The sequence below is a fragment of the Wolbachia endosymbiont of Tribolium confusum genome (assembly GCF_020405475.1).
In the GTDB taxonomy this organism is placed as follows: Bacteria; Pseudomonadota; Alphaproteobacteria; order Rickettsiales; family Anaplasmataceae; genus Wolbachia.
In genome coordinates this window covers 1-24897 of sequence record NZ_JAIZNT010000002.1, presented here as the reverse complement: position 1 = coordinate 24897, position 24897 = coordinate 1, and the positions used below count along the sequence as shown (strand labels likewise).

The 24897-nt window shown below is 34.4% G+C and carries 22 protein-coding genes, 1 other RNA gene and 1 pseudogene; 10 read left to right on the top strand and 14 right to left on the bottom strand.

The features are described from left to right. Positions 1 to 70 precede the first annotated feature (70 nt). Positions 71 to 1528 carry a hypothetical protein gene (locus LEM02_RS01880; protein ID WP_226079491.1) on the top strand — a complete coding sequence of 486 codons (1458 nt, stop codon included), beginning with the start codon at positions 71 to 73 and terminating at the stop codon, positions 1526 to 1528. Positions 1529 to 1595: 67 nt separating this feature from the next. Here LEM02_RS01880 and LEM02_RS01875 read toward each other — a convergent pair whose 3' ends face one another. Next, the gene (locus LEM02_RS01875) at positions 1596 to 2828 is read right to left on the bottom strand and encodes an IS256 family transposase (RefSeq protein ID WP_226079221.1); all 1233 of its coding nucleotides are present in this window, start codon (positions 2826 to 2828) and stop codon (positions 1596 to 1598) included. Between the two features lie 204 nt (positions 2829 to 3032). On the opposite strand from LEM02_RS01875, the gene rnpB reads away from it, so the two are divergent. Further along, positions 3033 to 3379, top strand: an RNA gene (gene rnpB / locus LEM02_RS01870) — RNase P RNA component class A. Positions 3380 to 3718: 339 nt separating this feature from the next. Here rnpB and LEM02_RS01865 read toward each other — a convergent pair. Then, positions 3719 to 4489: a response regulator transcription factor gene (locus LEM02_RS01865; protein WP_226079490.1), complete on the bottom strand. Its 771-nt coding sequence runs from the start codon at positions 4487 to 4489 to the stop codon at positions 3719 to 3721. A gap of 323 nt (positions 4490 to 4812) precedes the next feature. On the opposite strand from LEM02_RS01865, the gene LEM02_RS01860 reads away from it, so the two are divergent. The 4 genes from LEM02_RS01860 to LEM02_RS01845 are packed head-to-tail and all read left to right on the top strand — an operon-like array spanning position 4813 to position 8245. After that, a complete protein-coding gene (locus LEM02_RS01860; protein WP_226079489.1) occupies positions 4813 to 5790 on the top strand; it encodes an NAD(P)H-dependent glycerol-3-phosphate dehydrogenase in 978 nt (325 codons plus the stop codon). 19 nt (positions 5791 to 5809) lie between these two features. After that, positions 5810 to 6292 (top strand): phosphatidylglycerophosphatase A family protein, encoded by a 483-nt coding sequence (locus LEM02_RS01855; RefSeq protein WP_015587887.1) that lies wholly within the window; start codon positions 5810 to 5812, stop codon positions 6290 to 6292. Further along, on the top strand, positions 6282 to 7073 hold the full coding sequence (locus tag LEM02_RS01850) for a GNAT family N-acetyltransferase (protein WP_226079488.1): 792 nt from the start codon (positions 6282 to 6284) through the stop codon (positions 7071 to 7073). Before LEM02_RS01855 ends, LEM02_RS01850 begins: the two co-directional genes overlap by 11 nt. Positions 7074 to 7108: 35 nt before the next feature. Continuing rightward, a complete protein-coding gene (locus LEM02_RS01845; RefSeq protein ID WP_226079487.1) occupies positions 7109 to 8245 on the top strand; it encodes a hypothetical protein in 1137 nt (378 codons plus the stop codon). 3 nt (positions 8246 to 8248) lie between these two features. Here the strand turns inward: LEM02_RS01845 and LEM02_RS01840 are convergent, their stop codons facing one another. The 7 genes from LEM02_RS01840 to LEM02_RS01805 all read right to left on the bottom strand — a co-directional run bounded on the left by LEM02_RS01840 (position 8249) and on the right by LEM02_RS01805 (position 15266). Then, positions 8249 to 9037 carry a succinate dehydrogenase iron-sulfur subunit gene (locus tag LEM02_RS01840; protein WP_007302009.1) on the bottom strand — a complete coding sequence of 263 codons (789 nt, stop codon included), beginning with the start codon at positions 9035 to 9037 and terminating at the stop codon, positions 8249 to 8251. Between the two features lie 54 nt (positions 9038 to 9091). Continuing rightward, positions 9092 to 9550: an rRNA maturation RNase YbeY gene (ybeY, locus tag LEM02_RS01835; protein WP_015587883.1), complete on the bottom strand. Its 459-nt coding sequence runs from the start codon at positions 9548 to 9550 to the stop codon at positions 9092 to 9094. Between the two features lie 339 nt (positions 9551 to 9889). Next, a complete protein-coding gene (locus LEM02_RS01825; protein ID WP_226079485.1) occupies positions 9890 to 10288 on the bottom strand; it encodes an EVE domain-containing protein in 399 nt (132 codons plus the stop codon). Then, a complete protein-coding gene (gene ftsZ, locus LEM02_RS01820) occupies positions 10288 to 11481 on the bottom strand; it encodes a cell division protein FtsZ (protein ID WP_226079484.1) in 1194 nt (397 codons plus the stop codon). The genes LEM02_RS01825 and ftsZ overlap by 1 nt, the downstream gene beginning before the upstream one ends. Positions 11482 to 11687: 206 nt before the next feature. After that, the gene (locus tag LEM02_RS01815; RefSeq protein ID WP_226079483.1) at positions 11688 to 12176 is read right to left on the bottom strand and encodes a hypothetical protein; all 489 of its coding nucleotides are present in this window, start codon (positions 12174 to 12176) and stop codon (positions 11688 to 11690) included. Between the two features lie 77 nt (positions 12177 to 12253). After that, positions 12254 to 13720, bottom strand: coding sequence for a YifB family Mg chelatase-like AAA ATPase (locus LEM02_RS01810; RefSeq protein ID WP_226079482.1), 1467 nt, complete (start codon positions 13718 to 13720; stop codon positions 12254 to 12256). After that, positions 13650 to 15266, bottom strand: a complete 1617-nt coding sequence (locus LEM02_RS01805) for a recombinase family protein (protein WP_226079481.1) — start codon at positions 15264 to 15266, stop codon at positions 13650 to 13652. Before LEM02_RS01805 ends, LEM02_RS01810 begins: the two co-directional genes overlap by 71 nt. Before the next feature lie 318 nt (positions 15267 to 15584). Here LEM02_RS01805 and LEM02_RS01800 point away from each other — a divergent pair, with 318 nt between their 5' ends. Both LEM02_RS01800 and LEM02_RS01795 read left to right on the top strand, forming a co-directional pair. Beyond that, positions 15585 to 16781: a hypothetical protein gene (locus tag LEM02_RS01800; protein WP_226079480.1), complete on the top strand. Its 1197-nt coding sequence runs from the start codon at positions 15585 to 15587 to the stop codon at positions 16779 to 16781. Next, on the top strand, positions 16747 to 17856 hold the full coding sequence (locus LEM02_RS01795) for a hypothetical protein (protein ID WP_226079479.1): 1110 nt from the start codon (positions 16747 to 16749) through the stop codon (positions 17854 to 17856). The genes LEM02_RS01800 and LEM02_RS01795 overlap by 35 nt, the downstream gene beginning before the upstream one ends. A gap of 12 nt (positions 17857 to 17868) precedes the next feature. Here the strand turns inward: LEM02_RS01795 and LEM02_RS01790 are convergent, their stop codons facing one another. From LEM02_RS01790 to LEM02_RS01770, 5 genes and pseudogenes are all read right to left on the bottom strand, one after another. Then, on the bottom strand, positions 17869 to 19884 hold the full coding sequence (locus LEM02_RS01790; RefSeq protein ID WP_226079478.1) for an AAA family ATPase: 2016 nt from the start codon (positions 19882 to 19884) through the stop codon (positions 17869 to 17871). Positions 19885 to 19906: 22 nt separating this feature from the next. Next, positions 19907 to 21133, bottom strand: a complete 1227-nt coding sequence (locus LEM02_RS01785; RefSeq protein WP_226079477.1) for an AAA family ATPase — start codon at positions 21131 to 21133, stop codon at positions 19907 to 19909. Further along, positions 21130 to 21618, bottom strand: coding sequence for a hypothetical protein (locus tag LEM02_RS01780; protein WP_015587751.1), 489 nt, complete (start codon positions 21616 to 21618; stop codon positions 21130 to 21132). The genes LEM02_RS01785 and LEM02_RS01780 overlap by 4 nt, the downstream gene beginning before the upstream one ends. A gap of 23 nt (positions 21619 to 21641) precedes the next feature. Then, positions 21642 to 22406, bottom strand: a pseudogene (locus LEM02_RS01775) (ATP-binding protein). A 51-nt stretch (positions 22407 to 22457) separates the two neighbouring features. After that, positions 22458 to 22949 carry a sigma-70 family RNA polymerase sigma factor gene (locus LEM02_RS01770; protein ID WP_226079476.1) on the bottom strand — a complete coding sequence of 164 codons (492 nt, stop codon included), beginning with the start codon at positions 22947 to 22949 and terminating at the stop codon, positions 22458 to 22460. Between the two features lie 847 nt (positions 22950 to 23796). Here LEM02_RS01770 and LEM02_RS01765 point away from each other — a divergent pair. Together LEM02_RS01765 and LEM02_RS01760 are read left to right on the top strand one after the other, a co-directional pair. Beyond that, on the top strand, positions 23797 to 24267 hold the full coding sequence (locus LEM02_RS01765; RefSeq protein ID WP_226079601.1) for a RuvC family protein: 471 nt from the start codon (positions 23797 to 23799) through the stop codon (positions 24265 to 24267). 133 nt (positions 24268 to 24400) lie between these two features. Continuing rightward, positions 24401 to 24871 (top strand): hypothetical protein, encoded by a 471-nt coding sequence (locus LEM02_RS01760; protein WP_226079475.1) that lies wholly within the window; start codon positions 24401 to 24403, stop codon positions 24869 to 24871. The last annotated feature ends 26 nt before the right edge of the window (positions 24872 to 24897 follow it).

The window sequence follows — 24897 nt, the reverse complement described above, 5'->3', positions numbered from 1 at the left end:
AAGAAAATTATTCAAATTTGATAATCCAGGGCAATTAGTACTAGATGAAAATACGATGCTTTATTCGCAAGTGAGACCAAACGTTCCTGAAAATCAAGAAGTAAGAACAAATATCTTTAAATTCGACTTGATTGACGTGGCTCAGAAGCTGAAAGATAGAAAAGAAGATGAATGTTTGCTTAAGAAAAATTGTCAAATAGATAAAGCATCATTTATTATCTCTAATCCAGGTGAAATAAATTTTCTACAGTACGTAAAACGAACTGAAGGCGATGATCAGGTTGCTTTTCTTGCGAAAAAACAATCTTCTAATACGCAAGAATTGCATTTAGCAAGGCTTGCTAAGAAAGGACCAAAATCAAATTTTACTGTTTGTGAATGTGAAGATCCTATAGAACAATTGTATGTTAAAGACAGTGGCCAAGGAGGTTTTATCGTCACTGCGGTAAGTGGAGAGAGTATTATAACTTTTAATAGAGAGAGCTCTGGAAAATCTTCTGAAGCAACGATAATACCGACAAGCAGTATCAAAGCTCTCAGTGATTTTGTTAATATCATTAACGGCCAATTGATGCCTAGTATTATTTCCAGCAGTACTGTGGCTCCTATAACTATTACAGAGACGGTTGTGACTTCTAAGAAAACGACGACTGCTGCAATTACTAGCACAACAGAAACCGACACTGTAAAGACTACCAAATTAACAACAGAAGCATCAACTATCATTGTACCAACTTCCACAATGAGTAAATCTTCAACAGAGTCAACAACTCAGGCAAGTACAGTCACAGTGGAGTCAACAACAGTAGCAAAAACAACTACTACTCCACAAGCGACCACAGTTGCTACAACGTCAACTAATGCACCGATAGTAACTTCAGAAACTGAGACAAGTACTGTAAAATCTACAGCAGCGACTGTTGCATTAACTTTTACAGCAAGCAGTACTACGATGGGTAGGCCTTTAACAGAATTAACAACTAAAGTAAGTACGGCATCAGAATCAACAACAGTAGCTGAAACTATTGCGACCTCACAAGCGACTATGATTACTACAATGCCAACTAATGCACCAACAACAAACTCAGAGAAAATTATACAAACGTTGTCCACTATGCCAAGTACTAGAACAAAAGTAACAACTCCTCTGATTACTACAATTTTACTTCCTAAAACTACTCCTTTACCACAGCCTACTAAACTTGCTATAGGGTCTGATAGGGCAGGAATGATAGGTGGGTCTTTGGTTGGAGCAATAGGTGTTGCTGGAATTATAGGATTCATAGCATATAAATGTATTAAGAAATATCACGGTTATTATAATACTACTCATATGTTAGAATTAGCTGATTTGGAATCGCATTCAAATGGTAGCGATGAAGAAATTTTTATTGCTAGTAACAGAATGAGCCATATATCTATGCAAACTATGGATCAATCTGGAACGGTGCTAGACAGTATATCGGTGGAGAGTAGTAGTCGGTCAAGAAGTAGCTCATCGTCTTCAAGCGGTGGACCAGGGTCTTGACTGACTGAGCTAGAATCTAAAAGTGAAAAAAGCGGGAGTGTTAAATAAACTGTGTCAAACCACATTTTTAGCTCAACTGAATTTTCAATCTGTTGGGAAAGAAAATATCGAGCTGAGATATAGTTAATGCCCAATTAGGCAAAGCCATTACCCATTTTTGCTCTACTTTTTTTATAGCACAATATACCTGTTTGTACAAGGCGTTTGTGTTGGTAAATGAGCCCTTGGTTTTGGTGAATTTCCTAATTTGCCTATGTAGCCCCTCTATGGGATTAGTAGTATAGATTATCCTCCTAACTGGATCGGAATACTTAAAATAACCAGATAGGTTTTCCCAATTATTCTGCCAAGATTTTATAACCATAGGGTACTTTGTGCCCCATTTTTCATCTAATTCCAACAGATAATTCTCGGCAATTTCCTTACTTGAAGCTTGATATACCTTCTTTAAATCACTCAAAAAACTCTTTGCATCTTTACTAGCTACATACTTCAGTGAGTTACGTATCTGATGCACTATACACATCTGCACTTCTGCATTAGGGAACACACCGTTTATTGCTGCAGGAAAGCTTTTTAGCCCATCTACACATGCAATTAGAATATCTTCCACTCCTCTCTCTTTGAGATCATTTAGTACTCCCAACCAGAAGTTAGCTCCTTCACTTTCAGCTAAATAAAAACCTAATACTTCTTTTCTGCCATTTTGATCTATACCTAATATATTATACATACATTTACTTACACAATGCCCGTCCTCCTTGACTTTAAAAAATATTCCGTCCATGAAAACTATCGGATATACAGACTGCAGCGGACGACTACGCCATTCGTTGATTACTGGTAGCAGTTTGTCAGTAATACTTGATATCTCTGCCGCCGATATTTTGTGATCGTAAATTTCCTCAATATGTGACGCTATATCTCTGTATCCCATGCCACTGGCAAATGTGCTTAAGACCTTTGCTTCAAGTTCTGGATGTAGGCTTGTTTGTCTTTTTCTAACTATTTGGGGTTCAAAGCTTCCTTCCCTGTCTCTAGGTGTTAACAACTCAAATGAGCCTCCACTCGTGCGTAAAGTTTTTGCGTTTCTCCCATTTCTTCGGTTATTTTCTTCACTTTTAGCTGACATGTGGCTTTCTATTTCACCTTCCAGACTTGCCTCTAGCAACCTTTTTATAAACGGTGTTAATGCTCCATCTCTTCCCGTCAGCGGCCTTCCTTCTCTTATCGATGATAGAATATTTGCTTCCAGTTCTTTATAGTCTACCAAACCGGTAGTTCTGTTTACTTGACTCATGTCAAACCTCCATTTTTTTATATCAATTATATTTTTATTTCTTGGTTTGACACAGTTTATTTAACACTCCCAAAAAAGCTTATCTTGGGATAGCGATGATGTACCGGAATATCACCTTTAGCTATTTGTCTGAATGTTTTTAGTATGTAGACTGTTAGGAAATTTTCTTTTGCTTTTATGATTTTCGTGTTAAAATATAACTCCTGGGTGAAATAAGTAGCTGCTGTTGTGTGATAAACACAGCAGAGGAAAGTCCGAGCTCCAAGGAAAAATAGTGACGGGTAACGCCCGCCGGAGGTAACTCCAGTTATAGGGCTACAGAAAATTACCGCCTAAATATTATTAGGCAAGGGTGAAAAGGTGTGGTAAGAGCACACCATAACAATGGCAACATTGGTAGTCAAGTAACCAACACTAGGAGCAAGATTAAATAGAAGTAGATTCTATGTTTTTCTCATATCTACTCGGGTAAATCGCATGAAGTAAATGGTAACATTTACTCTAGATAAATAGCTACATAAACAGAACTCGGCTTATATTTCACCTAGGCAATACATGAATGTCAGTCGTACTATGTGAATGTATCAAACATTTCACATATCCTGTACGCTCAATTTGACCACCTATATTCCTTTTACTTCTTGGCTTATCTCTTTTTGTATTTCCTTTTGAACTTAACAAAGCTTTTCCTTTAACTCATCACCCTCTATCTCTAAAACCTTATTTTCTTACCTATAACTTTTTAGCTTAGCTTCCAACTTTTCTATTTTTTGCTGCAAGCCTTTGTAAAGTTCTAAAAGACTAACCATGTTACCTCACTTTTACGATTGGTTTTTATCTTATTTCATCTACCTATTTTGTTGCTTCAATGAATGGGTGAATAAAGCATTTCATGCGCTGTCCTTCACTTGTTCTGCTTGATAGTCACTACTGCTTTCGCTTATATTAGCACTAGAATATTCTTCATCGTCAACATACTCTTTTAGAACATATCCTCTACCCCAAACGGTTTCTATGTGGCTTATTCCATCATTTGCACTTTCAAGTTTTTTACGTAATTTACACATAAAAACATCAACTATTTTGTTGTCTGAAGGTTCGTCCAAGCCATTGTAAAGATGGTTTAAAAACATTTCTTTTGTCAACACTGCTCCTTTACGCAATGCCAGCAATTCTATCATGGAATACTCTTTGTTAGTAAGGTGAACTGTTTTGCCTTTTACCTCAACAACCCTGTGATCAAAATTGATATTCATATTACCAATCTTTATCACTGATTCGGGATGACCTTTAGTACGTCGGACTATAGCCTTAATTCGAGCTAATAATTCGCTCTTGTGAAATGGCTTGGTTAAGTAATCGTCGGCACCATACCCAAGTCCTTTAGCTTTATGGTTGGCAGCGGAGATACACGAAAGTATTAAAACAGGAACTTTGATTTTTGCACTTCTTAATCTTAACAGTATATCATATCCATCAATATCACCAGGCAAGTGTATATCTAGAATAACTAGATCGTAATAGTCTCCACCCGAGGAAACCATATTATTGTTATAATCTTGTGCAGAAGTAACAACGTCGCAAAAATGTCCATCAGAAGTTAAGGCATTAACTACAGTCCTTGCACTTACTTGATCATCTTCAATTAATAATATACGCATATTTTACACCCCATAAATAATTTATAATTTTAGTAATATATATAACCAAGGAAAGTAACAAATCAAATTTTTATTAATGAATAATAGAAATTACACTTATTAATTAATAGTTAATGTGTTGTTCCAAAATTATACAAATAGATCTAAAATACAATAGATATACTATAATAATACTATTTTTAGTAAATATTGAATAGAAGCTATTTTTATTAAAAGAATACTTAGGTTAATAGATATTTAAACTATTTTATACTTCTATGTTATATTTTTAATTTACTTATTCTACAGTTTTTAATTATAAGTAATACTTTCAGGAATATTGAGTGGTAATATCAGTTTTAGGTGCTGGCGCATGGGGTACAGCAATTGCGATTTCATTAAGTAGTAAGAAAAATGTAATTTTGTGGACTCGCAATAAGGCCATATTTGAATCAATTAAAGAGAAAAGAGAAAGTGACAAGCTACCTGATTGTCCAATTTCTGATAATGTATCAGTAAAATTAGCTATTGAAGATGCAGTTAATGCTTCAGTAATAATTCTAGCTGTTCCCACTCAGTCTCTAAGGGAGATATGTTATCAATTGAATGATTGTAACCTAAAAAAAAATGTAGCAATAATTTTGGCTTGTAAGGGAATAGAAAAATCTACATTAAAATTACCTAGTGAAGTAGTCAATGAAGTTTTACCTAATAATCCTCTTGCTGTTTTTTCTGGTCCTAGCTTTGCTATAGAAGTTGCAAGAAAATTACCATATTCGATGGTTCTTGCATGTCAAAATGAAGTATTAGGTTCAAAATTAGTATCAGAGCTACAGCAAGAAAATATTAAATTGTACCTTAGTAGCGATGTTATAGGAATACAGGTTTGTGCAGCGTTAAAGAATGTTTTTGCTATAGCATGTGGGGTTGTTCTAGGTAGGTTTGGGTTTAATGCTCATGCAGCATTAATTACGAAAAGTATGAGTGAAATTAAGGCTTTATACTCAGCAAAAGTTGGTGACGGCAATGTAGATATAAGTACACTACTTGGACCAGCATGCTTAGGCGATTTGGTTGTGACATGCACATCATTAAATTCAAGAAATCTATCTTTTGGGTCTAAAGTAGCTAATAGTAATGGTTCTAGTGCTCAGCAGATTTTATCAGAGGGTAAGTCGGTAATTGAAGGTTTTAACACTGCTAAGTCTGCATTTGATTTAGCAGAAAAGCTAAAGATAAAAATGCCCATATGTGAAGCGATCTATAGATTGCTATATGAAAATACTTCTATAGAAGATACTATTTCTGTTCTTATAAATTAGTTTTATATTTTGGTATATTGTGAAATTTTTATATAAATTAATATCAACATGGTGGCTATCTGGCACAGTAAAAAACATGCCAGGTACTATAGGCAGCTTGGCTGCTTACCCAATTGTTCCTATATTACTCAATGACAGAATTTTAGGTACAGCAATTATTTTTTTTTTATTCTTAGTTGGATTATGGTCTACAGGCAATTATATACAACATTACAAAGCTCCGCATGACCCAAAAGAGGTAGTAATTGATGAAGTAGTTGGTCAATTGCTGACAGTACTTCTAGTTTCAATATTATTAGAACAAGAAATGAATAGCTCTGTATTGTTGGTGTGCTTTTTCTCCTTTAGGTTTTTTGATATAATAAAAGTGTGGCCTATAAATTTGATTGATAAAAATACAAAAGGTCCTTTAGGTATTATGCTAGATGATGTTGTAGCTGCAATTTTAGCCTTTGTTTTTATAGGAGCCTTTTATTGTTTATTGTTGGTTTATGCAGAATAAAAAAATTTGTTATTCAAGCTTAATTATTCAGAACCTAAAGGATTATATACTTTATGCAACGAATTTGTCCAAGTGGGAAATACATGACGAATTTGATAATGTTATATTTACAGTAAGTGGTACCAGAGAATCGTTATTTAATTTTGTGTTTTGTGAAGATCAATGTACTGAGCTTTCCATATGCAGAACTCTAGATTATCTCAAAGCACGAAATATAGAAGCAACATGGATAATAAGTCCACGTATAAAAATAGGGGGTATTTTAGAAAAATGCGAAATAAAACACGTTAGTACACCAAAAAAAGTTTTACTCAATATAAAAGATTATTTTTTGCCTGATGATGCTGTTCCAAATTTGAAGTTCAATGTTGTAAATAGTAGTGAGCTCTTAGAGCAATTAGATTTACACACTTCTAAAATTTTTTATCACAGAATTAGTATTGTTAGCACATTTTTTCGCCAATTATCGAATTATGATGATAAGAGCTCAAGGTTAAGATTTTTTCTTGTAATGCTAAATAACGAAATTGTTGGAACATGCGGTCTTTATATTCAAGACAGCATAGCTGGTTTTTATAGCGATGGAGTTTTACCAATTTACAGGGGTCGTGGAATAGGAACTCAAATGGTGCTAGAAAGAATAAAGATAGCTAGGCAATTTGAATGCAAATACATAGTAGCACATTGCATGAAACCTTCTGTAAACCTTTATAAGAGATTAGGCTTTAGGGTATTGGGCAATCTTTACTTGTATACCTCTTCAGTACAATCTCTTTGCTGAGAGGTTACAAATTTTTATATTTGTTTTAGAATGCCATGTTTTTTTTGTATGAAATAGTTTTACTACTAATTCTAGTATTCTTCTTTTTCTCATATTCTAAATTAAAAATTAGTAATAAAATTAAGGACTTACAACATCAAAATGTTATCATAAATAATTTAATAGATACTGTAAATGATGGATTTTATATTTGGGACGCAAAAAAACGTATAGAAAAATTTTCTCCCAATTTACTAATTTTGCTTAATACTGTTTTTTATTCATTTAATGAGTTTGTAAATTTTTTTGAGCAATCAGAAAACTTAATTAAAAGTTTTGCTGAGGCAAAGGAAATAAATAAATCTTTTACTCTAGATTTAAAGTCAAAAGACAGTGAGGTTTATTGCACATGTTATGGTAAAAGCATAATAGATTATTCTAATAATGTGATTGGTGTGTTGTTATGGATAAGGAATATCTCCGATTATAAGATAAAAGCTAATGAACTTGAGTTAGAAAATAGTAAGCTTATGCGAGAATTGGAGAACTATAAAAAAATTTTTGACTCTTTACCATTTCCAATACTGAAGCACAATAAGAATAAAAAAGTAAGGTTTTATAACTTATTTTATGATAAATATATAGGCAGCTCTAAAAAATTTACTGTTGCGAGTGGCTCCTATAACGTAAAACCAGGAGAGTGTGTAATAACTTACAAGAACGAACCTAAGGTTTTTAATTTTGTTGAAGTTCCAATGCAAAATTCTAATAGCATAGTAATGTATGGAAAAGATATTAGTGATGAAAAAAAATTACATACTGAGCTAAGCAATTGTTTAGCTGCACAAGAAAATTTGCTTGAGAAGCTATCGATTGCTGTAGCGATATATAGTAAGAATCAAAAGCTAAAATTTTATAATAATGCTTTTATAAAAACTTTTCAGTTTGATCCAAAATTTTTGGAGTCTTATCCAACTTATCACGAGATTATGCTTTACCTATTTGAATCTAAAAAGCTTTTAGGAAAAAAGGATTTTCAAACTATTAATAATCAAAGACATGAGTTGTTCAAAAGATTACTGGAATCATATGGTGAAACAATACATTTCATGAATGGAAGAACATTTAGAGTATTAACAATACCCTATGCTTCAGAGGGTCTACTATTTTCTTACGAAGAGTGCCAGAAATAACACTCAAATTCCTTCTCTCTCTACCATAAGCTGTTTTACTTTCGCTATCGCTTTTGCTGGGTTAAGCCCTTTCGGGCAGGTTTTTGTACAATTCATTATTGTATGACAACGATACAACTTAAATGGATCGTTTAAAGAAGCAAGTCTTTCTTCTTTCTTATTATCACGACTGTCAGCAATCCATCTATAAGCTTGCAGTAATATCGCTGGCCCTAAAAATTTATCACCATTCCACCAATAGCTTGGGCAACCAGTCGAACAGCAAGCACATAGTATACAATCAGACAGACCATCCAATTTTTTTCTATCTTCAGGAGATTGAAAGTATTCTTTATTTTGTAAGGCAGATTTATCTGTTTGTAACCAAGGTTTAATCGATTTGTATTGCTCATAAAATTGGCTTAGATCTGGAACTAGATCCTTTACTATATACATATGAGGTAGTGGATATATTTTTACTTCACCTTTTATATCATGTATAGATTTAGTGCATGCAAGAGTGTTAGTACCATCAATGTTCATTGCACAAGATCCGCATATTCCTTCTCTGCAAGAGCGTCTAAAAGTTAAGGTTGAATCTATTTCATCCTTTATTTTTATTAATACATCAAGTACCATAGGGCCACAATTATCCATATCGATAAAAAATGTGTCTATTCTTGGATTTTTATCATCATCAGCAGACCAACGATAAATTTGAAATCTTCTAATATTTTTTGCTCCAGTAGGAGTAGGATAAATCTTGCCCTTTTTATTAACTTTAGAATTTTTTGGTAAAGAAAACTGAACCATATTGCTTACCTTTTACAGCTAAAACCCCTTTTTTGTAAATAACATATTTTGGTATTATCTACCATACTTTTCCTTTTCAAATTCAAGCAAAGCTAAAATCTTGCTCTCTAAACTTTTCATTATAATTTCTTCATCTTCTTTTTGATGATCATAGCCAAGTAAATGCAGCAATCCATGAACTAACATGTGTGCAGTGTGAGTGAGGATAGATATACAGTACTCATGAGACTCTCTTTCTATTGTATCTACTGCAATTGCTATGTCTCCTAGATCACATTCACTAGATAACTGTTCGCATGGAAATGATAGTACATTAGTTGGCTTATCTATTTCTCTAAACTTAAGATTAAGTTGATGTAGCAAGTTATCATCAGCGAGAGCTATTGATATATTTGGTTTATAATGATCTATTTTTAATTCTTTTAGAGAAGCATTAATAATATTTAATACAAAACTCTGTGGGTCCTTCGTAATACTATGCCACCTCTTATCAAGAATATTTACTTCTAACATGAATAAAGCACCAGAAAGGACATTATCCCATAACTTAACATTGGAATCCAAAAAAGAAGAATTATAGACCATCGTATCATACACACAACTATACGAATATTGTACACTAGAAGGATGTCATCCCAGTGCCTCGACACTAGGATCCAGGAATTCTGATTAGACATTAGGTAAGTGAATATAAAAGCTATATTAAAACACAATATTTTTAATGTGGTTGCATTACAGCTGGATTCCAGCCTCAAGCACTGCTTTGTGTTCGATGCAAAATCGGCTACTTCGAAACAAACACTCATACAGTTGTATGTTGTGTGCTGAGGTAATATTGTTTGGCAACAGGTATTACACATCACTCATCCTTATTATTTCATTCCATTCAGCCTCTAAAACCGGAGAAACTGATAAACGTGATTGTTTTAATATAGCCATATTTTTCAAAAGTGGGTTTTGTTTTATACTGTTTAACGTCACTTTGTTACTTAAAGGTTTCAAAAGTTTTACATTCACTAGTCCAAATTTGGAATTATAAACATGATAATACTCCTTTAATACTTCAACTATTCCAAGTATAACTCTCTCTTTACCTGTATGATAAAAAAATGCAAGATCGCCTAATCTCATAGCTCTCATGTAATTTTGAGCTTGATAATTGCATACACCATTCCACTGCGTCACCTGCTCCTCTCCCATTTTTTGCCACGAGTATTCCCTTGGTTCTGACTTGAGTAGCCAAAATTGCATTATTTTTTTCTTCTTAAATAAGCTGGTATATCATAAACATTGCTACCCCACTTAACTCTTTCGTTTGTTTGCTCAGTTGGAGCATATTCTTTTGTTTCTGATATTGGAATTTGATTATAAGGCCATTTAAAATTTTTTTCCTCTGCTGGGATCTTGTTTTGATTAATAGATGAAGCTTCTGGCTTGTCATTATAGCTATCAATGCCAGTTGCAAGAACAGAAACTCTAACTCTTCCCTCCATCGCCTGATCAAAAGTGGCACCAAATATTATATTTGCATTTTCATCCACTTCTTCACGCACTCTATTGGCTGCAGCATCAACTTCAAATAGAGTCATATCTCCACCACCAGTAATATTAATCAATATTCCTTGCGCACCTTTCATTGATACATTATCAAGCAATGGATTAGATATCGCAGCCTCTGCAGCACTAATTGCCCTATCTTCTCCTTCTGCCTCTCCAGTACCAATCATTGCCTTACCCATCTCACTCATTACTGTTTCTATATCAGCAAAATCAAGATTAATCAGTCCTGGCATGATCATCAAATCAGTTACTCCTCTTATGCCAATATGCAGAACATTATCGGCGAGTTGAAATGCGTCAGCAAATGTAGTTTTCTCGTTAGCAATTCTAAATAAATTTTGATTGGGAATGACAATAAGTGTATCTACGTATTTTTGCAACTCTTCAAGTCCAAGCTCTGCAATGCGCATACGTCGCACACCTTCAAAACCGAACGGCTTAGTTACAACTCCAACAGTCAGTATCTTTTTTTCTTTTGCTCCTTTATCTTTAACTATCGCTCTTGCTTCTCTGGCTGCCTTTGCAATTACCGGTGCAGCACCTGTTCCAGTACCACCACCCATCCCTGCTGTGATAAAGAGCATATGGCTATCTTTTATATGCTCCATAATTTCATCAATTGATTCTTCTGCTGCACCTTTACCAACATCAGGCAAAGCGCCGGCACCAAGACCCTTAGTTAAGTTAATACCAAGCTGAATTTTTTTATCACATAATGACTTCTCTAACGCTTGAGCATCAGTATTTGCTACAACAAAATTTACTCCTTGCAAATTGGATTGAATCATGTTATTCACAGCATTTCCACCAGCACCACCCACTCCCACAACGGTAATCCTTGGGTGTAATACAGGTAGCTCTGGTAAACTAAGGTCAATTGACATTTAAACTTTACTCAAATATTAGTGAATTCACTTGATAACAAGTTACTGCTTTTTTAACAATATGCAAACATTTTTCATTTTGACATATGCAAATAGTAAATAAGATTTACTTATTCTTAACATTAATAGATGTGATAATTATAGATTTTCAGATAACTCTACTTAAAATTTAAAAAGGGACAGAAACCTATCCCTTTTGTTGAAAACTAACTTACAGAACGAACTGCCAAGCAAGGATGTACTTTAAGTTCATTAATCTTAGTGTCTGGTTCTTTATCCCCATCCTTTACTATTGTTCGTATTGTATCAATATTGCCATTGAGGGCTTTAATTTCCTCTGATTTACCACTGTTTTTATATGCAAGCACAGGTGCAGTTATTAAAGCTGCTACTGCAGCAAGGACTACCAAACTAGCAATAAGTGGATGAGCAACTGCAAATGCAGACATTGCAGTAATAGCAGGACTAACAAGTGTTGCAGCTTTCGTTCCAACTGTACCAACAAAAGTTGCATAAGCTGGACTTAAAAAATAAGCAGCCGTAAGCGAAGCTACTGCTGCAATTGCTACAAAAGTACCAGCTGTTTTACGCGGATTTTCTTTTACAAGATCCCAACTTTGCACAGGAACTTCTTTAGCTGCTGACCAAAGCCCTTCACTTTTGTATTTATTTTTTATCATTTCAATTCTTGTCATAAATCTGCTCCTAAAATATTAAAATTTCACTAACGGCAGTATATAGCAAAAAAAAGCTGCCCGTCAAGTAAATTAATTTATTTATACATTCTTATTCTGTAATTCAGCGCTTCTGCAATGTGTGCTCTTTTTATTTCCTCACTTTTCACAAGATCTGCAATGGTTCTTGCGACTCTTAATATGCGTGTGTAGCCTCGATTAGAAATATAATTTTCTTTCAGTACGTACTTTAGCAATTCTAACCCTTCCTGATCTGGTTCAGTGAATTTATTTAATGCTTCACCACTGACTTCTGCATTGCAACGAATATTAAATTTACTATAACGCTCAGCTTGAATTTTTCTCGCTGCTATCACTCTTTTTCTAATGTTCTCAGTGCTTTCTCCTTCTGAAGAAATTTCAGGAGAGAGTATATTAACGTTTGGCATTTCAATGCATATATCTATTCTATCAAGCAAAGGTCCTGATATTTTATTTCTATAATCTGTGCCGCATTTTGGAGCTTTATTGCACGATCTGCTTACATCACCTAAATAACCGCACCTGCAAGGGTTCATTGCAGCTATAAGTTGAAAATTAGCTGGATAAGTAATGTGAGCATTTGCACGTGCAATAGTTACCTTTCTATCTTCAAGTGGTTGGCGTAGAGAATCAAGCACAAGCCTTGGAAATTCAGGTAGCTCATCAAGAAATAACACACCATTGTGAGCCATGGTGATTTCCCCAGGCTTTGCATTTTTCCCTCCTCCTATCATCGCTGACATCGAGCATGAGTGATGAGGTTCACGAAAGGGACGAGTTACTTTAAATGTTTCGTTACCGGCTTTTGTTATGCTAGAGAGAATATTAACATCAATCATCTCTTGTTCAGTCAAATCGGGTAATAGCCCTATAAATCTCTTAGCAAGCATTGACTTTCCAGTACCAGGAGGTCCAACAAGAAGCATATTGTGTCCACCTGCTGCTGCAATTTCAGCTGCTCTTTTTGCAACAATTTGGCCTTTAATATCTTTCATATCTGAAGCCAACCTTTTCTCCTTAGGTACATCACGATAGTTAAAAACTATTGGCTCAATTAACTGCTCACCTTTAAAATGCCTGACAATATCAGTTAACTTTTCTATAGCTAGAATAGAAACATTCTTTACCCATGAAGCTTCTACTCCATTTCCCCTTGGGCAAATTACTCCTTTATTTGCCTGTTTTGCATTGATTGCTGTTGGAAGTACTCCTGAGATTGGTATGACTCTGCTGTCTAGTGCAAGCTCGCCCATAATTATATAAGACTGAACTTTTTCAACTGGTATCACATTCATTACAACAAGTAATCCAACAGCAATAGCTAAGTCATAATGACTACCTTCTTTAAGCAAATCCGCAGGGGAAAGATTAACCGTAATCCTTTTTGGAGGTAACAGAAGATTGATTGAATTTAACGCTGCTCTGATACGCTCTCTGGATTCTGCAACAGTTTTATCCGGCAGTCCAACAATATTGACTGCCAGTACAACATTGCATAATTCTATTATGGCTATTTTGATCAAAATTTGCAAGACTTTTTATGCGAAATACTATATACAAGTGATTGTGATTGATTTCAATTTGATGAATTAACATTCTAATAATATTTTGTTTAGTCTGCCAATCTACTAGATCAAGTTTTGATTCGACGCTTGAGGAAAAGTTTTTCAAGCTATCTGTAACAAGGCTCAATTCTTGTTGTAATTTCTTTTGATCAAGTACTTTTTCTTTTTCCTCCTCAATTTCTTTTAAATGTTGTTTCATTGTTGTAATTCTTGGCTCAAATTCTTCTTGGCTTATAAACCCTTTGGCATAGCTATCAATAAATTTTTTGATACTTAATCTTAGCTTACTTTCTTGCTTTTCACGTGTTTGATTATGTAAAGGCTTTTTGTTCTCTAACAATCTACGTTGATATTCATTTGCAATCCTATCTGGCTCTTTTAATATACTCTTAACTTCTTCCCATATAACTGTATCGAGTACATCAGTACGTATTGATTTATTGTCACATACTCTGTTGCCATTAAACCTGGAGCCAGAACAACGGTAGTAAGAATAACGTTGATTTCTACTATATGCACCACAATAAGTATATTGGCAGCGCTGACATACTGTTAAACTCCGCAACAAAAACGTTTCTTTTCTTTCCCGTACTCTTGCTCTTTGTCTATTTTCAGTTAGCTGTACTTGCACTGAATCAAATAAATTATCACTGATTATTTTTGGCACTGAAACATAAATCCAGTTCTCTTTATCATTACTAAAATGACCATTTTTGAGTTTACCACAAGTTCCTTTTTTTGATTTCCTTACTTGTGGCTTCGAGCATACCTTAGTTTTACCATAAGCTGCTCGTCCTATATAAGCAGGATTTCTTAACATTTTCCAGATAGTACTTCTTTTCCAACGTTCTTTTCCTGTTTGTGTTATTACCGGTATCTCGCTAAGTCTACGTATAACTTCATTGATGCTTACTCTTTCTTGGCCAATCCAATTAAATATTTTGCACACTACATCCGCTTCTTCTTGATTAATTTCAAACTGAGCACTTCCTTCACCTACATGTTTTGCTATGTAGCGATAACCATAAGGTGCATTACTCATTACGCTTATGCGACCAGTTTTAGCTGCATGAAGTTTTCCCCTGCGATTACGTTCCATAATTTTTGCACGCTCATACTCTGCTACTAATCCTTGAATTCCTAAAAACATATTAGATTCTGGGTTATCCTCAAATTTGTGGTTTAGAAAAATAACCTCTGATCCTGCTTTTCTAAATTCTTCGAGTAAGAGCGCTTGGTATGCAGATTTCCGTGATAGCCGATCAGGTGAATGAATGTATATCTTATCAATCTTACCTTCTGCTACTCTATCACGTAAACTCTCTAAGCCAGGACGTTCTAAATTTGATCCACTGTAACCATTATCGATGAACCTATGCTCATCTAACAATTCATGTCCATCACTACTAATGCGACGCTCCAATTCTACAATCTGACTCTCTATTGTATTCTCCTGTGCCTGTTGTCTTGATGAAACTCTTGCATACAAGCTTACCGTTGTCATTTTCTTCTACCTCCTTTGTTTTACATTTTAATAATTGTTCATAAGCATCTGCCAAATATGTATCTGCCAACCTATTAGGTTTATAACCCCAATAAATAGCCAACTCTCCCTTTTGCATGTTTTTCTTCCTGTGAATTTTTTTATAGGTTAGGAGACTTCTATTAAACTAAACCAATGCACACCTTATGTTTCGTTTAAGAAAGCTATCTAGTTCACACAAATTCTCCCTAATAAATATACAAGATTTGAAGAAATTATGTCCAAAAAATCTTTGCCTAAATCATCATATTATGTATAACATGGCTTATTTAATATGTTATGGAGATTTATCCAAGTCATAAATTCTGGGAGAGCGACTTAGAAGTTCCTGTTAACCTTTTATTAGATCGTTTTCAGGATTCTAATATACGTCAGTCTTGGTTAGATTCCCTTTCTGGTAAACAACTGAGCATTATTTTTCAGCATTGCTTTAAAAATCATTTAAATGGACAACTTTTTCAAGACGGAGACTACGATGATAGATCCACTCAACAAAAACGTAAGATACTTGCCAGTTACTCTGACTCTCTTTTTAACTATTATCTCATTAGCTACTTTGATCGTACGAAACTTGAAGCTACAGTCAGTGAAGTAGCAAGATTTGCCCTCACTCAAGAGTTAATGAGATCGTACCTGATAAAAAATAATACTAAGTATGATAAAAGATCCTTGTTATTTTTACTGTTTCACATAAATTGTGAACTTCTAAAATCTGTCTATCACTTTGATAAAGTACAAAAGAGAGGTTTCGTATCATTTGCTCTACAGAAATCACCAAGACAAATAAACACTTCATTCAAGGAATTTATGTCACAAGAAGCTGTAGAGCAGATACTGAAGTTTGAAAACCAATTGCAGGGTTTTTTCCATCATCAAGATCGGATATATATGTTTGTACGTCGAGGAAGTGACATGGATTTACTGCTTAATTCAAACAAAGTTGTTCATGGCCATAAACCTGAGTGGATGATTTTAGATTTTTCGATTGATGGTACAAAGGTTAATCTCTGTGCTAAAAATACCAATAAAGCTGTGGAAATAGCAAATAGTATTGTAAGTGGTTATTTTAACTGCGAATGTACTTTTGTAAATATACAGGATAAGAACTTTCTACTACAAGTGCATAAATTCCTTCAAGCATGTATAGAGGGTTCTGACCCTAATATTTGTATATTTGAGTTAAATTTTAAGTCAGATTATTTTAAAAATAGTAATACATATCTTACTTTGAGTGTAAAGCCGTACGATCCTATTGCACCAGAGTTACATATTTTAAAGCCGTCTATTGGCAACATACTACAATCTATTCAATCAGCTAAAGTAATGTTCCAAAACAAAAAGGTAACATTTTCTTTCAAATCAAGTGGGGAAATTTATTATTCAGAGCATCCGCTCAATAAAAAAGAAAGAGAGGACCTGAAGAAACATATGGAACAATCTTATGGTCTTAAAATCCTTTCACGAGCAAATTGCTGATCTTTTAAGTTCAAATAGTTCTTGGGTTAATCCAAGTCAAAATCACATTAAAGCAGCAAGATACTTATTTGATCTTGGATTGATAAAAATGCAAGAAAGGTACTATATTGTTTGCTCTCGTGAAGAAGATCATCTTGATTGGCCAAATGTAATTGATCCAAGTTGTAGCAATGAGATTTTTATCGATCCAGACTTTGATGAAGCATGTGATGACGCTATTTGTGAAAACTGTTCTCGTCATATTTTGCCTAATACTTATAAAAAACAGAGATTTCATCTCTTATCCATATACTTAAATATAGAGAAAATCATAGACTGGTTTGAAACAAAGTTGAATGATTCAAGACTTATGTGGGAAAAAGTGGAAAAAGGAGTTTATTATATTTGTAATCAAGGTCGTATTGTAAATCTAATAATCCTTGATTTTTGTACTGATGCGATATTTTTAACTATAGATAAACTGAGAGTCCATCCGACAGTTCTCATCACTCTAAAAAAAGATATACCTAATCTATTATTGAGCCTATATGTAGTGCGAATGGCAGAACTATTTTGCCAGTATAAGACTTTAATTGAGATATTTCAAGAAGCAGCTAAAAGAGGAGTAGCAAAGGTAGTAGAAAATACTTCTTTGCAAGTTTTACCAGCTTCATATATTTCGCTTAAACGTGTTGAACCAATTATACCAACAAAGCTTTTGGAGTTACAGGTAGTTAAAGGTATGGTATATGTTAATAGTATTGAAGTTATAAATAAAAAAGCTGCATCATGTCTTAATATTTTTCGAATATTATTTAGGCAGTTTTTACATGACTGTGAGAAAGAATTACCACCTGAAAAACATACACTTCTCAATATTAATCGGTTAGAAAAACTCTTGGGACTTAGTTTAGAAGCAGATTTAGAACAACAAATCAGAAAGCCATTAAATAAGATGCAAAGAACAATCAAATCTACACTTGCTGAGAAATTAGGATTAAGTATTGAACGTGATGATGTAATACAAACCCTTGGTTGGCAAAGATCATCATATGGTTATCGTATTAACCCTTTTACTTTGACTATAAAAAAATAGAATTTCCTGATTTTAAAAATTTTCAGCTCCATGAGTAAATTTTCCAACTCCACGTGCAAATGGTCCTGTTTTTACATCAAGCCATTTATCTTCTTTTGAACCATTAGCCATTCCTTTAACTATTTGCTTTGCTTGTAAAAGCTCTTGCACTATACGCTCTAGTCTATCCCTTCCCATACTATGAAAAACTTCAGGCAATCTATGTCGTTGTTTATGTATTCCTGCACTTCCTGTATGAGTAAATGGATGTCCTGAAATAGCAGCTCGCGCAATTGAATCAATAAGATATATTTTAAGATCTTTATCGCTAATATTTTGAGCTTTTAATTGTTCAGTAATGTCTTCCAATAGTCCTGTTTCTTCATTTCTTAGGTAAGTGCGTATGGTACGATCAGCCAGGCCATTTGCTTTAACAACAGCTCCATAAAATAGTGCATTTTGTCTTGGGATTTTTCCAATTGACCTAAAAATCATTGGTTTAGTCATATCTTCAACAGGCCAAAAAGCAAAAGAACACCTGACTCCATTTACGAGAGCAGAAGTACCTCGAATAGCATCTCGTGCTTGCTCTACTGTTGATATAGGCTTTTCTCCCTTCAGCTTTCTCATATGATGTGCAGTAATTATTGAAGCTCCAGTGCTACATGCTAAATCAGATAATAAACACATGAGATAATCCCCTACTGCTGGATCAGCATTTAAATCTGCATGAATGAAAGAAGCAAGGGGATCAAATATAATGAGCTTTAAATCCTTTATTCTGCTCAGCTGCTTCATTACCGACTCAAATTCTGGAGATATTTCTACAACTTTACCGCGAACATTCTTAAGTATGGTAAATGATCCTCCTATATTTGGCAATGGTACAATAAATAGCCTATCTTTATATTTTAATCTCTCGCATTTTGGATCAAGTCGTTCTAAGCGACGATGTATTTCATTTGTATCATCCTCTGCGGAAAATATCACCACAGACCCATGCTCAGTAACAGGTGGGCCAAATCCACACACCTGGTCTATGCTACTTGCAACCTTGAGGGCTAGGTCAAGAAGAAGCATACCTTTGCCTGTATCTCCCATTGCAGCCAAAATGGAGGTTACACCCAAAGGAAATAATCCTTCAACTAAGAATCTTTGCTTTGGTACTGGACCTACAAAACGCTCTACGCTCCAGCTAAAAATATCAAGTGGTGGTTTAATAATTATTTTTCTTGAGTTTTTTTCGATAAATTCTTCAATATTTATTCCCTCTAACACACAATCAGCAGCATCCCAACTCCTTGGTTTATTCGGTGGAATCTTAAGCGTAGCAAGTGATGCAACACCAAGTTCTAAAAGCTTCTTTTCAGCATTTTTGGCATATTTATTACCTGCTTCATCGTTGTCTGGCCAAATGATAATATGTTTACCTTTTAGCGGAGTCCAATCTGTTTTATCAAGGGTAGCATTTGCTCCAAACATCGCAGTTGTTGCAGTTATTCCTTTCTCTATAAGTGCTTCTGCGCATTTTTCTCCTTCAACCAGAATAACCTTATCGGACTTTAAAATACCTGGAATGTTGTAGAGTGGCCTTATCTCCGGCTCTTTGAATCTTTGTTTTTTAACATCAAATGGTTTAAATTGTTTTTTCTCTAAAGGAGGATCATAACGGTAGACTATTACGATTACTTGATTGCTCTCGTCGTAGTAGTTCCAGCTACAAGTCAGGTATTGTTCTAAATCTCTAGTATTATTTTTTTCTTTGATGCCGAGCCATTCACTTATTGAAAGCATTACTTCAGGAAATTCTGTTTTCGCATTCTTCCCGTGTACTGTTGCCCAAAGGTCAATAATGTCACCACCTTCTCCTGTTGCAAAATCTTTCCATAATCCGGCTCTTTCGCCTGTTAATTCTATTACAGTACTTTTGCCTTTGTTACCCTGTACATCACCTACATAAAACTTATCACCACGAAATGTCCCTCTTGGTAAAAGATGAAAAAGACAAGATCTGATGTTTTGCAAAAGCTGAGTTTTTAGCTCTAGCATAGTGTCGGTTTTTGTGGATAAATTAAGCCGTAGCTATAACTTTAGAGTTCTGCCAACGCCCATTTACTCTGCTAATGAATTTTGCTGGTATTGATTTACCGTTTCTTAGCTCATATACTACTTGCAAGACATTTGCACGTTTATTTGGTTGAAACATTACCATACCAGACGTATAAAAACTTCTTAAAGCATTAGCACCAATTAAAGCTTGAAAAGGACTTTTTGCGAGTGTAGCTGTGGATACTTTTCTGGTATGACGTGTAATAATGATTCCAGCCATAGGATTAATTACAGAACGTAGTTTTTCTACTCTGCTTTGCAGGCCAGAAAACATATTTTCATAGTCAAGAGAATCCAAAACGATAAGATCTATCGTTTTAAATTTTTCTCCTATTATATCTTTTATTCTCTCTATACCTTCATCATTTAAAGTTAATCTCATCTTTGTAGTAACAATCAAGTTTTCCTCTGCTAGATTTGGCAGCCTTTGATTAGTTATGATTTGTTGTATGCGTTCCCTGATATAATTGTACTCCATCTCATTTTGCAGATAGATTATTTTTAGTGGCCTTGCTGACTTCATCTTAAGAAACGACACTCCTGCTGCAAGATGTGCAAGCAAAGAGAGAAGAAAATAACTTTTGCCAACCTTTGGCGTACCACCAATGACTAAAAGACCACCTGGAGTGAGAATTCGTGGAGCTATTATATCTTCTGGTATTGGTGATTGATCACTTAAGTACTGCTTTACAGAAAATATTTTTTCTTCTCTTTTCCCCCCCTTTTTTTCTCCACTCTTTGATTTTTTATTGAGCCACTTTCTAGCAGAATATATATCACCCTTAATTAAAATCCAAAGATCAATAATATCACCATCAGTTCCTTCAGTAAAATTACGCCAATCACCAGCTTCCTTACCTACTATTTTAACTGTAATTGTATTTCCATTTAAGTCTCCAATATAAGTTTTATCTCGGTAAAACTCACCATTTGGAAGTAGGTAAGAAACACACTCCTTGATATTATCAATCAATAACATCTTTAACTCTTTTTGCTTTTTAGACATAAAATTCCCATACATATTTTTCATACGTGTAAAGTTAAGATTAGCTAGCTCACAAACAGTTTCAAAAGATTTTGAATTCAGCCAATGAATTGCTTCTTCTCTTAGCTTTGGGTTTTTTCCTACTGCGTCCTGAATACCTCTAGTAACGACAGCAGACCAAAGCTTTTCCTCGTCGTACTTCAAAATGGTACTCTGTCAATTTCATAATTTTTGCGGTATTCTGGAGTAACTACCGAAGCAATTTTGTTCTTCTCTCCATATTCATCAGTTATAACACCTACCTTTACTGTAAACTCTAAGCCATTTAATTCTGCAACTGAATTTAACTTACGAGCAAGGATTGCATTTTCTGAGTTATCATGTGGATGAATGTCACGTGCCGATTCCAAGATACTGCGAAGCATAGAACGACCCATTTCTCCCCAAGTATCTTCTGCTTTACTACTTTTAATACCAATTATTTGATAAATTTTGTGCTTTGCGTATGGGCCTTCAATAACGGTAAATTCTGTATTTAAATAAATGCTACCGGTAGTGGGGCTTTTAGTAAACCAATGCTCATAACCTCCAGGCTTGATTGTCATTTTTACCTTTACTATTGTACCTTTTGGTATCAATCTACTTTGCGGTTTTACAGTGTTAAAATCAGTTAATAGGTTTTGTAACATATATCACTCTCCATGTTTAAATTTTAAAACTTGCTTTTAATCTTTGTAAGTAGCTTGCCTAAGTTCAACCATACTCAGGCGTCCACTGCGGTCTTTAGCTGCCAAGGGTTTAAAGTGTGGCAAACAAAAGAGCGCTTCTCCGTTCCATCATCTTTCTTGATTCCAACCATACTGATTACTTCGTCAACTATTCCAGGAATTTCACTAGCAGTTTTAGCCCCTTCGCATTGAGGTAGCCAGTTTGGACGATTAAAATCGTCTAAATACTGACCTAAAGTACCAACTATGATGATGTCTTTGTCTCTGATATGTTGAAATTGATTGAGCCAAGCCATCATCTCCTGAGCAAGTAATCCATATGCAGCTCTCATGTCCTGTTTTCCCGATCTCTCAGAAAAAGCCTCAGGTTGCATTTTTGCCCATAATAGACATAAACGTGAAGCAACGGTTATACTATCTACAAAGATGCATCGGTATTTAGAAAACTCAGGGAAAAGATCTTTGTACTTACCAGATACATGTTCATGGTGTCTTTGGCTATATGCTTGATCATACTTCAGCGCAGCCCCTATAAGACAAGCAATATCTCTAGCTTCATTCCAAGTGCGAAGACTTCCTTGCCAATCTTGAACGGCAAGAAGCCCTGCTTCAAAATCAAGGCAAAGTGTTGGTTCATCTACGGTCTTTAGGAGACTTGTTTTACCAATACCATAAGGACCAAAGATGACCATTTTTACAGTTGATATTGTTTGCAATCTTTCATTATTATTCAAAATTTTAAGAACCATTATTTATCCATGCTACGATGTATATATATACAAGAAAGGCAAAAATTTTGTTCAATTTTTCTTTTTGCCTTCGTAGTAAATAGGAGAAAGTTTGGCACGTATCTTCTTGATAATATTGTTTAAAGTGGTTCTTGAAACGTTGTTCATTTTGGCAACTTCATGTAAGTTGAAAAACTTAAGTTGCTCACATATATTTTGCCATTTCTTTGGTAAAACCGAGATCATATAGTCTACATCAATGCGTTTTGTTATTTCACCCTCAAATAGCTCTGCTACATCAATGCTAAGATAGTTATTGATATTACGTTTTGCACATTGCTGTTTCTTTAACAGGTTAATAGCTTTATTTTCAGTTAACCTTGCTACAAAGGTGTTAAAGCTACTTTTATCTTCATCATACTGATCAAGGCATGGCCAAATTTCACAGAAGAGTTCTTGCTCAAGGTCTTCGTTATTCTCATCAACAAAGCACTTGGCAAGTTTTAGTCTATAGGCTTGGTATTTTACGTTTTTAACAATTATAGCTATATTTTTTGATTTCATGGTTTTCCCTAAAACAAATTAATGCTTTAAGGATGGGAGTTATTAATGCCCTTATGTAGGACAAGAGCAAAAATAAATAATACTGATGCGATTTTTAATCTATTGATATTCTGTTATTTTTTTTTGAGAATAATACCGGTGCAATTTAAAATAATACAGTTCAGGTTTTTGGAACCTATTTTGAATGGATTTCAAAGAATGGGTAGCTCAAGCTTCCTAAAGTTATATTAAAAACATATAAGAATTTCATATTTTGAAATTCAATATCACCTAAAGAGCTAAAAATGTGGATTTCGCTATTAAAAGAATAGCTTAAATTTTTAAGAGGAAAATAGTTGAAAAGTATGCTCTCTATAACCTTAAGTTCCGTTCCTAATTACTGGCTTCCTAAATCAGGAATTAGGAATCAGGAATCTAGAACTAGCCTGTATGGCTGGTTTTCACCATGCGTTCCTAAAACCGTTCCTAGGAACGGCATATCTGAAGTCCGCCAATATGGAGGATTCTAGCTTCCTGAAACCCTTATATATAATATATATATATAATACATATATAAAAATATACACATATATAAAAACATATAAAATATCAGATTAGAATAATAAAAGAACCTCTGAAAGTAGAAAAATCATGTTGGGGATAAATAAGGTTTTCAAAAATTGAAGATTTTTTGGACGAAAATTTTCCAAATCTTGTATATATATGTACTCGGCAATTGAAAGATTTGGTAAACAAACTGGCTGTAAAAGAGTTTTCATGTTGGTTGTTAAATTTCGAAAATTAAAGATTTTTTGGACGTAATTTTTTCAAATCTTGTATATATATGTACTCGGCAATTGAAAGGGGAATGCTTACACTAGATCTTGGTAAACAAACTGGTTGGACTATTTTACATGATGGAATAGTACAAAGTGGAAGTAAGAGTTTTCATGTTAGCAGGTTTAGTGGTGGTGGAGTGCAGTTTTTAAACTTTCGTAATTGGCTTAATGCACTTAAGTATAAATTTCCAGGTATTGAAGTTGTGTACTTTGAAGAAGTGAGAAGACATCTAGGAACTGATGCTGCACATATCTATGGAGGGTTTTTAGCACACCTTTCTGCTTGGTGTGAGGAAAGCAATATTCCCTATCAAGGTGTTTCGGTTAAGACTATTAAACGTTTTATAACTGGCAAGGGTAATGCAAGTAAAGCTGATGTAATTGAAGCAGTGCAGGAAAAGGGTTTTTGTCCAACAGATGATAATGAAGCAGATTCTTTAGCTTTAATGTTCTATGTTATGAATTTTAGTAAAGATTTTAATATGTTGGAAATATCATAAAAAGTGGGTCCTTTTGGCCAAGCTGGAGGGTTTGGTGGTCCCGACCTCGGGCCTTCTTTAGCGTTAGATATATTTCAAATGTTAACTACTTACGAAATTATAGCTGAGCAGTGCTAAAAAAGGAGAAAAAAAGGTGAGAATTACGCAAGCAGAATGGGCAAGGGAAAAAGGGTTTTCGAGGCAATATGTCTGTTCTTTAGTAAAAAAAGGAATAGTTGAGCTGGAAGATGGACTTATTGACCGAGAACAAGCAAATGAAGCGGTAGCAGCAATAAGAGATCCAAGTCAACCACTTAGGAGAAAAGAGCGCGGAGAAACACTTTCAACGATATTGCTAAAAACGCGAATAAAAAATGAAACCGAGCGTGGTAAACTTTTGGAAGCTAAAGTGAAAGCTGAAATAGGCAAATTTGTGTCAATTGAAGAGGTAAAAACTGAAGCATTTAACGTAGCAAGAGTTGTCCGTAATAATTTGCTTAATATTCCAAATAGAGTTTCAGCACTGCTTGCATCACTGAGTGACACTGAAAAGATTCATATGGCGCTAACTGAAGAGATTACAAACTCATTACAAGAATTATCTAATACTAAATTTCAAATATAAAAAAGATTTTGAATATAAAATGACTG